This is a genomic window from Pseudomonas sp. 43NM1, assembly GCF_002836905.1.
Taxonomy (GTDB): domain Bacteria; phylum Pseudomonadota; class Gammaproteobacteria; order Pseudomonadales; family Pseudomonadaceae; genus Aquipseudomonas; species Aquipseudomonas prosekii.
This window is the reverse complement of sequence record NZ_MKGS01000014.1, coordinates 31,667-44,806: the sequence shown is the minus strand read 5'-3', so window position 1 is coordinate 44,806 and position 13,140 is coordinate 31,667. Positions and strand designations below refer to the sequence as shown.

The following is a 13,140-nucleotide window of genomic DNA, read 5'->3' as shown; positions in this document are numbered from 1 at the left end:
AAGCCTTGCGCGGTCGGCGAAGACCGCGTCCTGCACGCCATTTTTTGCGCGTGACCAGCGAAAACCGATTCCAACTTGCAAGCCGAATTCAGGCAGGAAACCTCATGACCGACGCTTTCGAACTCCCCAGCACACTGGTCCAAGCCCTCCAGCGCCGCGCGGCCCTGACGCCGGATCGAGTGGCTTTGCGTTTTCTCGCCGAAACCGCGGATCAAACGGTGGTCCTCAGTTATCGCGACCTCGATCAGCGCGCCCGCACCATTGCTGGCGCATTGCAGGCCGAAGCGGCGTTTGGCGATCGCGCGGTGCTGCTGTTTCCCAGTGGTGCGGATTACGTCGCGGCGTTTTTCGGTTGCCTGTATGCCGGGGTGATCGCGGTGCCGGCCTATCCGCCGGAATCGGCCAAACGTCATCACCAGGAACGCTTGCTGTCGATCATCAGCGACGCCGAACCGCGCCTGCTGTTGACCAGCGCCGGTCTGCAAGACGCCTTGTCGCAAATCGACGGCGCGCCGCCGCTGTTGTGCGTTGATACCCTCGACGCCGCGTTGGCCGAGGATTGGGTTTTGCCCGAGCTTGAAGGCGAGCACATTGCCTTCCTGCAATACACCTCCGGCTCGACCGCGTTGCCCAAAGGTGTGCAAGTCAGTCACGGCAATCTGGTGGCCAACGAACTGCTGATCCGCCATGGTTTTGGCATCGATCTGAACCCCGACGACGTCATCGTCAGTTGGCTGCCGCTGTACCACGACATGGGTTTGATCGGCGGTCTGCTGCAGCCGATTTTCAGTGGCGTGCCGTGCGTGTTGATGTCGCCGGCGTATTTCCTCGGTCGGCCGTTGCGCTGGCTGGAAGCGATCAGCGAGTACCGTGGCACCATCAGCGGTGGCCCGGATTTCGCCTATCGTTTGTGCAGCGAGCGGGTCAGTGAATCGGCGCTGGAGCGCCTCGATCTCAGCGGCTGGCGCGTGGCCTATTCCGGCTCCGAGCCGATTCGCCTCGACACGCTGGAACGCTTCGCCGAGAAATTCGCCGCGTGCGGTTTCACCGAAAACAGCTTCATGGCGTCCTACGGTTTGGCCGAGGCCACACTGTTTGTCGCCGGCACCGCGCGCGGCCACGGCATCGGCAATTTGCGAGTCGACGATCAAGCCATGGCGCAGAACCGCGCCGAAGCAGGCGCGGGCGCGGCGATCATGAGTTGCGGCATCAGCCAGCCGGATCACGCGGTGCTGATTGTCGACCCGCTGGCGTTAACCGAACTGGCCGACAACGCCGTCGGCGAAGTCTGGGCCGCCGGGCCGAGCATCGCCCACGGTTATTGGCGCAACCCCGAGGCCAGCAGCAAAACGTTCGTCGAACACGCGGGCCGCACCTGGCTGCGCACTGGCGATCTGGGGTTCATGCGCGACGGTGAATTGTTCGTCACCGGGCGCCTGAAAGACATGCTCATCGTGCGCGGCCACAACCTCTATCCGCAGGACATCGAGCAGACCGTCGAGCGCGAAGTCGAAGTGGTGCGCAAGGGGCGCGTCGCCGCATTCGCGATCAATGTCGATGGCGAAGAAGGCATCGGCATCGCCGCAGAAATCAGCCGCAGCGTGCAGAAAATTCTGCCGCCCGAAGCGCTGATCAAAGCCATTCGCCAAGCCGTGGCCGAGGCGTATCAGCAAGCGCCGAGCGTGGTGGTGTTGCTTAATCCCGGCGCACTGCCGAAGACGTCCAGCGGCAAACTGCAACGCTCGGCGTGCCGTAATCGCCTGGCGGACGGCAGCCTCGACAGCTACGCGTTGTTTCCGTCGGCAACCGCCGAAAGCGCGGCGACGACGCAATCCGCATCCGAGCTGCAAACGCTGATCGGCAACCTCTGGTGCGAACAGCTCGGGGTCAAACAGGTCAACGCCGACGATCACTTTTTCCTCCTCGGCGGCAACTCCATCGCTGCCACGCAAGTGGTCGCGCGCTTGCGTGAAACGTTGGGCCTGGAACTGAACCTGCGCCTGTTATTCGAAGCGCCGAGCCTCGGCGAGTTTGCCGTTGCGGTCGCGCAATTGCAGGAGGACGGCGGCCAGGCCCAAGGTGCGATCAGCGTGTTGTCGCGCAGCGCAGCGCTGCCGCAATCGCTGGCGCAAAACCGTTTGTGGATCACCTGGCAACTCGACCCGCACAGCAGCGCCTACAACATTCCCGGGGCGTTGCGTCTGCGCGGCGAACTCGATGAAGACGCGTTGCGCAGCAGTTTCCAGCAGTTGATCGAGCGTCACGAATCGCTGCGCACACGCTTCTTCGAGCGCGACGGCGTGGCGTTGCAACAGGTGGATGACGCCGCTGAATTCAATCTGCAACTGATCGACATCAGCGACTTGCCGGCCGATAAGCGCGAAGTGCGCGCGCAACAAATCCGTGAAGACGAGGCGCGCACTCAGTTTGATCTGCAAAAAGGCCCATTGCTTTGGGTGACACTGGTGCGCCTCGACGACGAGGACCATCAACTGCTGGTGACGCTGCACCACATCATTGCTGACGGTTGGTCGCTGAACGTCTTGATCGACGAGTTCTCGCGCCTGTACGCCGCCGCTTCGCAGGGGCAAACCGCCAACCTTGCGGCGCTGCCAACCCAGTACGCCGACTACGGCAGTTGGCAGCGTCAATGGCTGGCGCAAGGTGAGGGCGAGCGCCAACTCGCCTATTGGAAAGACCAGTTGGGCGATGAGCATCCGCTGCTGGGCCTGGCCACCGATCACCCGCGCTCGGCGCAACAGCGGCACAGCGCCGCACGCCACACCGTGCGTTTGGGCGCGAGCCTCAGCGAAGCGATTCGCCAGACTGCGCTCGCGCATCAAGCGACGCCGTTCATGCTGTTGTTGAGCGCATTTCAGAGCCTGTTGCATCGCTACAGCGGCCAGCGCGATATCCGCATCGGCGTGCCGAATGCCAACCGGCCGCGCCTGGAAACCCAAGGCCTGATCGGCTTCTTCATCAACACCCAAGTGCTGCGCGCCGAGGTCGATTCGCGGCTGCCGTTCCTTGAGCTGCTGGCGCAAACCCGGCAAGCGACATTGGGCGCGCAAGCTCATCAGGACGTGCCGTTCGAGCAACTGCTGGAAGCGTTTCCGCAGGCGCGCGAATCCGGTTTGTTCCAGGTCATGTTCAACCACCAGCAACGCGACTTGAGTGCCTTGCGCCGCTTGCCGGGGCTGCTCGCCGAAGAGCTGCCGTGGCACAGCCGCGAAGCCAAGTTCGACCTGCAATTGCACAGTGAAGAAGACCGCAACGGGCGGTTGAGCCTGTCCTTCGACTACGCCGACGAGCTGTTCGACGCGGCGACCATCGAGCGCCTGGCCGAGCATTTCAGCAACTTGCTGCGTAATGTCTGCGAGCAGCCGCAACGCGCTGTCGGCGATCTGCAATTGCTCAATCCGAGCGAGACCGAGCAACAGCAAAAATACAGCGCGGCGCCGTGCACGCCTGCCAGCCAATGGTTGCCGCAACGGCTCAATGAGCAAGTGCTGCTGACCCCGCAGCGCACCGCGTTGATCTGGGACGGCGGTCAAATCGACTTCGCCGAACTGCACGCCCAGGCCAATCGCCTGGCGCATTACCTGCGCGACAAAGGCGTCGGCCCGGACGTGTGCGTGGCCATCGCCGCCGGGCGTTCGCCGCAACTGTTGATCGGCCTGCTGGCAATCATCAAGGCTGGCGGCGCCTATGTGCCGCTGGACCCGGATTACCCGGCCGAGCGCCTCGCTTACATGCTCAGCGACAGCGGCGTCGAATTGCTTCTGACCCAAACTGCCTTGCTCGAACGCTTGCCGGCCACCGACGGTGTCAGCGTCATCGCCATGGACGCGCTGCACCTGGAAAACTGGCCGAGCCACGCCCCGGGCCTGCACTTGCACGGCGACAACCTCGCCTACGTGATTTACACCTCCGGTTCGACCGGCCAGCCAAAAGGCGTCGGCAACACCCACGCCGCCCTCGCTGAACGTTTGCAGTGGATGCAGAGCACCTATCGCCTCGACGAAACCGATGTGCTGATGCAAAAAGCGCCGCTCAGTTTCGACGTGTCGGTGTGGGAATGCTGCTGGCCCTTGATCACCGGCGCGCGTTTGTTGATTGCCGGCCCCGGCGAACACCGCGATCCGCATCGCATCGCGCAGCTTGTCCAGCACTACAGCGTGACAACGCTGCACTTCGTGCCGCCGCTGTTGGCGTTGTTTATCGAAGAACCGCTGACCGCCGAATGCACCAGCCTGCGCCGGGTTTTCTCCGGTGGCGAAGCGTTGCCGGCGGAGCTGCGTAACCGCGTGCTCGAGCAATTGCCGGCGGTGCAATTGCACAACCGTTATGGCCCGACCGAAACCGCGATCAACGTCACGCATTGGCATTGCACCAGCGCCGATGGCGAGCGCTCGCCGATTGGCCGGCCGCTGGGCAACGTGATTTGCCGGGTGCTCGACAGCGAGCTAAACCCGGTGCCGGCCGGGGTGCCGGGCGAATTGTGCATCAGCGGTATTGGTCTGGCGCGCGGTTATCTGCGGCGTCCGGCGCTGACCGCCGAACGTTTTGTTGTCGACCCACTGAGCGAGCAGGGCGCGCGTTTGTACCGCACTGGCGACCGCGCGCGCTGGAGCGCTGACGGCGTGATCGAATACCTCGGGCGCCTCGATCAGCAGGTCAAATTGCGTGGTTTCCGCGTTGAGCCGCAAGAGATCGAAGCGCGGCTGCTCGCGCAATCAGGTGTGGCGCAAGCCGTGGTGCTGGTGCGCGAAACCGCCGCCGGCGGCCAGTTGATCGGTTACTACACAACCACTGCCAGCGACGAATCCGCAGACCAGCAATCCGTACGCCTGACAGCCGCACTGGCCGCCGAGTTGCCGGAATACATGGTTCCGGCGCAACTGATGCGCCTCGATGAAATGCCCCTGAGCCCGAGCGGCAAACTCGACCGCCGCGCCTTGCCCGAGCCGCAATGGCAGGTGCGCGAACATGTCGAACCGGTGAGCGAGCTCGAACAGCAAATCGCCGCTATCTGGCGCGAAGTGCTGGGCCTGCAGCAAATCGGCCTGCGCGACGACTTCTTTGCCCTCGGCGGACATTCACTGCTGGCGACACAAATCATCTCCCGCACACGCCAGGCCTGCGACGTCGAATTGCCGTTGCGCGCCTTGTTCGAAAACAGCGAGCTCGCCGCGTTTGCCGAGCAAGTGCGGCTGATTCAGGTCAGCGGCAACACCAACCGCCAGCCACCGATCGACAAGGTCGATCGCAGCCACGCGGTGCCGCTGTCGTATTCGCAGCAACGCATGTGGTTCCTCTGGCAAATGGAGCCGGACAGCCCGGCTTATAACGTCGGCGGCATGGCGCGGTTGCGCGGCGTGCTGGATGTCGGGCGTTTTGAAGCGGCGTTGCAAGCGCTGATCATTCGCCACGAAACCCTGCGCACCACGTTCCCCAGCGTCGACGGCGTGGCGCGGCAACAGGTGCACGCCGACACCGGTCTGCGCATGGACTGGAAGGACTTCACCGCATTCGATGCCGATGGCCGCGAATCGCAGGTCCAGCAACTGGCCGACGCTGAGGCGCACAAGCCGTTCGACCTGGAAACCGGTCCGCTGCTGCGCGCCTGCCTGGTCAAGACCGCCGAGCAGGAACATTACCTGGTGCTGACCTTGCACCACATCGTCACCGAAGGCTGGGCGATGGATATTTTCGCCCGCGAACTCAGCGCGCTTTACGAAGCGTTCGTCGATGACCGCGAATCGCCGTTGCAGCCGTTGCCGGTGCAATACCTCGATTACAGCGTGTGGCAGCGTCAGTGGCTGGAATCCGGCGAGCGCCAACGTCAGCTCGATTACTGGACCACGCAACTGGGCCGCGAACATCCGCTGCTGGAATTGCCCGCCGACCGTCCGCGTCCTCCGGTACAAAGTCACCAGGGCGAACTCTACCGTTTTGACCTGAGCGACGACCTTGCGGCGCGGGTTCGGGCGTTCAATGCGCAAAACGGTCTGACCTTGTTCATGACCATGACCGCTGCGCTCGCCGTGCTGCTTTACCGCTACAGCGGCCAGAGCGATTTGCGCATCGGCGCGCCGGTGGCCAACCGCATTCGCCCGGAAAGCGAAGGGCTGATCGGCGCGTTCCTTAATACGCAAGTGCTGCGTTGCCAACTCGACGGGCAGATGTCGGTCGGCGAATTGTTCGAGCAGGTGCGCCACACCGTGATCGAAGGCCAGTCGCATCAGGACTTGCCGTTCGATCATCTGGTCGAAGCGTTGCAGCCGCCGCGCAGTGCCGCGTACAACCCGTTGTTCCAGGTGATGTGCAACGTGCAGCGCTGGGAATTCCAGCAGAGCCGCACGCTCGCCGGCATGACCGTCGAGTACCTGGCCAACGATGCGCGGGCGACCAAATTCGACCTCAACCTGGAAGTCACCGACCTCGATCATCGGCTCGGTTGCTGCCTGACTTACAGCACTGATTTGTTCGATGAGCCGCGCATTGCGCGCATGGCCGGGCATTGGCGCAATCTGCTCGAAGCGTTGCTGGCCGATCCGCAGCAGCGACTCAGCGAGCTGCCGTTGCTCGAATCCGCCGAACAGCAAAACCTGCTCGACAGCCTCGGCATCGAGCCGGGCCAACATCGCCTCGACCAGTGCATTCATCACCTGTTCAGCGAGCAGGCCCTGGCGCGCAAAGACGCACCGGCACTGACCTTCGCCGGCGAAACCCTGAGCTACGCCGAACTCGACAGCCGCGCCAATCGCCTGGCCTGGATGCTCCGCGAGCGTGGTGTCGGCCCGCAAGTGCGCGTCGGCCTCGCGCTGGAGCGCTCGCTGGAAATGGTCATCGGCCTGCTGGCGATTCTCAAGGCTGGCGGCGCTTATGTGCCGCTCGACCCGGAATACCCGCTCGACCGCCTGCATTACATGATCGAAGACAGCGGCATCGGTTTGCTGCTCAGCGACCAGGCGATGTTCAACGCGCTCGGTGAATTGCCGGCGACCGTGGCCCGTTGCTGCCTCGAAGAAGACGCCGCCGCACTGGCCCATTACCCGGCCAGCGAGTTGCCGTTTATCAGCCTGCCGCAACATCAGGCGTACCTGATTTACACCTCGGGTTCGACCGGCAAACCGAAAGGCGTGGTGGTCTCGCACGGTGAAATCGCCATGCACTGCCAAGCGGTGATTGAGCGTTTCGGCATGCGCCCGGACGATTGCGAATTGCACTTCTATTCGATCAACTTCGACGCCGCCACCGAGCGTCTGCTGGTGCCGTTGTTGAGCGGCGCGCAGGTGGTGTTGCGCGCTCAAGGGCAGTGGGACGCGGAGGAAATCTGCGGGTTGATTCGTCAGCACCAGATCAATGTCCTCGGCTTCACCCCAAGCTACGGCAGCCAATTGGCGCAGTGGCTGGCGACTCAGGGCGAAACCCTGCCGGTGCGCATGTGCATCACCGGCGGCGAAGCGTTGACCGGCGAACACTTGGCGCGGATTCGCGCAGCGTTTCAGCCGAGCGTGTTTTTCAACGCGTACGGCCCGACCGAAACCGTGGTCATGCCGCTCGCCAGTCTGGCCCCGCAAGTGCTGGAGGAAGGTCTCGGCAGCGTGCCGATCGGCAGCGTGATCGGCGCGCGTGTCGCGTACATTCTCGACGCCGATCTGGCGCTGGTGCCGCAAGGCGCGACCGGCGAGTTGTACGTCGGCGGCGCAGGCCTCGCGCAGGGTTATCACCAGCGCGCCGGGATGACCGCCGAGCGCTTTGTCGCCGACCCGTTCTCGGCCAATGGCGGGCGTATCTACCGCACCGGCGACCTGGTGCGCCAGCGCGCTGACGGATTGGTGGAATACCTCGGGCGGATTGACCATCAAGTGAAGATCCGTGGGTTCCGCATCGAACTCGGCGAGATCGAAACGCGTTTGCTCGAACATGCCTCGATTCGCGAAGCGGTGGTGCTGGCGCTGGACGCGCCGAGCGGCAAGCAGTTGGTCGGTTATCTGGTGACGGACGTCACCGAACAGGATGAAGCGCAACAAGCCATCTTGCGTGAAGCGTTGAAGGCGCACCTCAAGTCACAGCTGCCGGATTACATGGTGCCGACGCACCTGATCCTGCTGGCGAGCATGCCGCTGACCGCCAACGGCAAGCTCGACCGCCGCGCATTGCCAGCGCCGGACCCGCAGCTCAATCGTCAGCATTACGTGGCGCCGAGCAATGAACTGGAACTGACGCTCGCCGGGATCTGGTGCGAAGTGCTGAACGTCGCGCAGGTCGGGCTCAACGACAACTTCTTCGAACTCGGCGGCGACTCGATCCTGTCGATTCAAGTGGTCAGCCGTGCGCGTCAGCAAGGCATTCACTTCAGCCCGCGCGACTTGTTCCAGCATCAAACGGTGCAGACGCTTGCCGCCGTCGCGACGCGCACCGAGCAGATCAGCGCCGAGCAGGGTTTGCTCACCGGCGAAGCGCGTCTGACGCCGATCCAGCACTGGTTCTTCGACACCGATATTCCCCAGCGCCAACACTGGAACCAGGCGTTGCTGCTGCAACCGACCAGCGCGCTGGACGCGCCTCGCCTCGAGCAAGCGCTGCTGGCGGTGATCGAGCAGCATGACGCCTTGCGCCTGCGTTTCACCGCGGCCGATGGTCAGTGGCATGCCGAGCACCAGGCGATCAACGACAGCCCGATCCTCTGGCAAGTGCGCGTTTCGTCCATGGACAAGTGCGCGGCGCTGTACGCCGACGCGCAACGCAGCCTCGATCTGCAACAAGGGCCTCTGTTGCGCGCGTTGCTGGTCGATGGTCCTGAAGGGCAGCAACGCTTGTTTATCGCGATTCACCACTTGGTGGTCGATGGGGTTTCGTGGCGGGTTTTGCTCGACGATCTGCAGACGGTTTACCGTCAACTCGATAACGGGCAAGCGCTGAAACTACCGGCGAAAACCAGTGCTTTCAAAGACTGGACCGCGCGTTTGCAGGCCTATGCCGGCAGCGAATCGCTGCGCGAAGAACTCGATTGGTGGCAGGCGCAACTGGCCGGGCCGGTCAGCCACTTGCCGTGTGATGACCCGCAGGGCGGCCAGCAGCATCGCCATGCGCAAACCGTCAGCGTGCGCCTCGATGCCGAGCGCACCCGGCAGTTGCTGCAACAGGCGCCGAGCGCTTACCGCACGCAGGTCAACGACTTGCTGCTGACCGCGTTGGCCCGGGTGATGTGCCGTTGGAGTGGCGAGCAATCGGCGCTGATTCAACTCGAAGGTCATGGCCGCGAAACCCTGTTCGACGAGATCGACCTGACCCGCACCGTCGGTTGGTTCACCAGCGCTTATCCACTGCGGTTGACCCCGGCGGACGGGCAGGGCGCGTCGATCAAAGCGATCAAGGAACAACTGCGCAGCGTGCCGCACAAAGGCCTCGGTTATGGCGTGTTGCGTTACCTCGCCGACGACCTGTGCCGGCAGACCATGAGCGCGTTGCCGGTGGCGCCGATCACCTTCAATTACCTCGGCCAGTTCGACCAGAGCTTCGGCGCCGACGCGTTGTTCCGCCCGCTCGATGAAGCAGTCGGCGCGGCCCACGATGCGCACGCGCCGCTGCCGAACGAGCTGAGTGTCGACAGTCAGGTGTATGGCGGTGAACTGCTGCTGCGCTGGACCTTCAGCGCTGAGCGTCACGACCCGCAAACCATTAATGAGCTGGCGAGCGCATACGTCGCCGAGCTGCACAGCCTGATCGAACATTGCTTGCACAGCGATGCCGGTGGCCTGACGCCGTCGGACTTCCCGTTGGCCCGGCTGACCCAGGCGCAACTCGATGCACTGCCGATTCCTGCGGCGCTGATTGAGGACGTCTACCCGCTGACGCCGATGCAGGAAGGCATGTTGCTGCACACGCTGCTGGAACCGGGCACCGGCCTGTATTACATGCAGGATCGCTATCGCATCAACAGCGAGCTCGATCCGCAGCGTTTTGCCGAGGCCTGGCAAGCGGTGATTGCGCGTCACGAAGCGTTGCGCGCGTCGTTCTGCTGGAACGTCGGCGAAGACATGCTGCAAGTGATTCACACACCGGGCAGCACGCCGATCGAGTACCTCGACTGGACCGCAGTGGCCGAGGCCGAGCAAGAACCGCAGCTGCAAGCGCTGCTGAAAAACGAGCGCGAAACCGGCTTCGATTTGCTCAATCAGGCACCGTTCCACTTGCGCCTGATCAAGGTCGGCGCAGCGCGTTACTGGTTCATGATGAGCAACCACCACATCCTTATCGATGCCTGGTGCCGTTCGCTGCTGATGAACGATTTCTTCGAAATCTACATGGCGCTGGGCGAGGGCCGCGACGCGCAATTGGCCGTGCCGCCGCGCTATCGCGACTACATTGGCTGGCTGCAACGCCAAAGTCTCAGCGAGGCGCGGCAGTGGTGGAAAAGCAACCTGCAAGGCTTCGAACGCACCACGCCGATCCCCAGCGACCGACCGTTCCTGCGAGAACACGCGGGTGACAGCGGCGGCATGATTGTTGGCGACTGCTACACCCGACTGGATGCCCGCGATGGTGCGCAGTTGCGTGAACTGGCGCAGGCCCATCAACTGACCATCAACACCTTCGCCCAAGCGGCGTGGGCGCTGGTTTTGCGCCGTTTGAGCGGTGATCGCGACGTGCTGTTCGGCGTCACGGTGGCCGGGCGTCCGGTGGAAATGCCGGAGATGCAACGCACCGTCGGGCTGTTCATCAACAGCATCGCGCTGCGGGTCAAAATGCCCGAAGACGATCAGCGTTGCAGCGTTCGCCAGTGGCTCAGCGGTTTGCTCGACAGCAACATGCAACTGCGCGAGTACGAATACCTGCCGCTGGTGACCATCCAGGAAAACAGTGAATTGCCGAAGGGCCAGCCGCTGTTCGACAGTCTTTTCGTGTTCGAAAACGCCCCGGTTGAAGTCTCGGTGCTGGACCGTGCGCAAAGCCTTAACGCCACCTCGGATTCGGGCCGCACGCACACCAACTTCCCGCTGACGGCGGTTTGCTATCCGGGCGACGACCTCGGTTTGCACCTGTCGTATGACCAGCGTTATTTCGACGAAAGCACCATTGAACGCATGCTCGGCGAGTTCAAGCGTCTGCTGCTGGCGCTGGTCGCAGGGTTCCATGGCGACATGGCCGACTTGCCGCTGCTGGGCGACGAGGAACAGCAGTTCCTGATCCACGGCTGCAATCAAAGCGCGCATGAATATCCGCTGCAGCAGAGCTACGTCGAGTTGTTCGAGGCGCAGGTCGCGCAGCATCCGCAGCGCATCGCCGCGAGTTGCCTCGACCGCTTGCACAGTTACGTCGAGCTCAACCAACGCAGCAACCGCCTCGGGCATGCGTTGATCGCCGCTGGGGTCGGCCTCGATCAACCGGTGGCGTTGCTGGCCGAACGTAGCCTCGATCTGCTCGGCATGATCATCGGCAGCTTCAAGGCTGGCGCGGGTTATCTGCCGCTGGATCCGGGCCTGCCGAGCCAGCGACTGAGCCGGATCATCGACCTCAGCCGCACGCCGTTGCTGGTCTGCACGCAGGCTTGCCATGACCAGGCGCTGGCATTGCTGGATGAATTCGCCTGTTCCGAACGGCCGAAATTACTGGTCTGGGAAGACGTGCAGGCGAGCGATGCTTCGGTGCAAAACCCGGGCATCTACAGCGCGCCGGATAATTTGGCCTACGTGATCTACACCTCAGGCTCGACCGGTTTGCCGAAAGGCGTGATGGTCGAACAGCGCGGCATGCTCAATAACCAGTTGAGCAAGGTGCCGTACCTGAACCTGAGCGCAGCGGACGTGATTGCGCAAACCGCTTCGCAAAGCTTCGATATTTCGGTCTGGCAGTTCCTCGCCGCGCCGCTGTTCGGCGCGCGCGTGGACATCGTGCCGAACACCATCGCCCATGATCCGCAAGGTTTGCTGGCGCACGTACAGAGCCAGGGCATCACCGTGCTGGAAAGCGTGCCGTCGCTGATTCAGGGCATGCTCGGCCAGGAGCGCATGAGCCTCGATGGCCTGCGCTGGATGCTGCCGACCGGCGAAGCGATGCCGCCGGAACTGGCGCACCAATGGCTGCTGCGTTACCCGCAGATTGGTCTGGTGAACGCTTATGGCCCGGCGGAATGTTCGGACGACGTGGCGTTCTTCCGTGTTGACATGGCATCGACGCGCGGCAGTTATTTGCCGATTGGTACGCCGACTGACAACAACTGCTTGTACCTGCTCGATGGCGCGCTGGAACTGGTGCCGTTGGGTGCGGTGGGCGAGTTGTGTGTCGCCGGCACCGGGGTTGGGCGCGGCTATGTCAGTGATCCGCTGCGCACCGCGCAGGTGTTTGTGCCGAACCCGTTCGGTGCGCCGGGTGATCGCTTGTATCGCACTGGCGACCTGGCCCGCCGGCGCAATGACGGCGTGCTGGAATACGTCGGGCGTATCGACCATCAAGTGAAGATTCGCGGTTATCGCATCGAGTTGGGCGAAATCGAAGCGCGTCTGCACGAGCAACCGGAAGTGCGCGATGCGGCGGTCGGGGTGCAGGAAGGCGTGAACGGCAAGCACTTGGTCGGGTTTCTGGTGGCAAGCACGGGGGCGGCGGATTCGGCGCTCAATCCGGGCGAACGCCTGGAACGCATCAAGCAACGCCTGCGCGCCGAACTGCCGGAATACATGGTGCCGCTGCATTGGTTGTGGCTCGACACATTGCCGCTGAACGCCAACGGCAAACTCGATCGCAAAGCCTTGCCGGCGCTGGAGATCGGCCAGTTGCAGAGTCAGGATTATCTGGCGCCGCGCAATGAGCTGGAGCAGACCCTGGCGGATATCTGGGCCGAAGTGCTCAAGGTCGATCAGGTCGGTGTGCGCGACAATTTCTTCGAACTCGGCGGCCATTCGCTGCTGGCGACGCAAATCGCCTCGCGCGTGCAAAAAGCCCTGCAACGCAATGTGCCGCTGCGGGCGATGTTCGAGTGCAGTTCGGTGGCGGAACTGGCTGAGTACATCGAAGGCTTGGCGGCGAGTGATATCACCGAAGAGAAAGTTGATCGGTTGAATGATCTGATGGCGGAGTTGGAAGGGCTTTGATTCTTTAGCGTCTGTCAGGGCCTCTTCGCGGGCAAGCCTT

General features: G+C 63.1%; 1 protein-coding gene. It reads left to right on the top strand.

All coding sequences use genetic code 11. The features are described from left to right. The first annotated feature begins 104 nt into the window (after nucleotides 1-104). Nucleotides 105-13,100, top strand: coding sequence for a non-ribosomal peptide synthetase (locus BI292_RS03445; RefSeq protein WP_101206998.1), 12,996 nt, complete (start codon nucleotides 105-107; stop codon nucleotides 13,098-13,100). The last annotated feature ends 40 nt before the right edge of the window (nucleotides 13,101-13,140 follow it).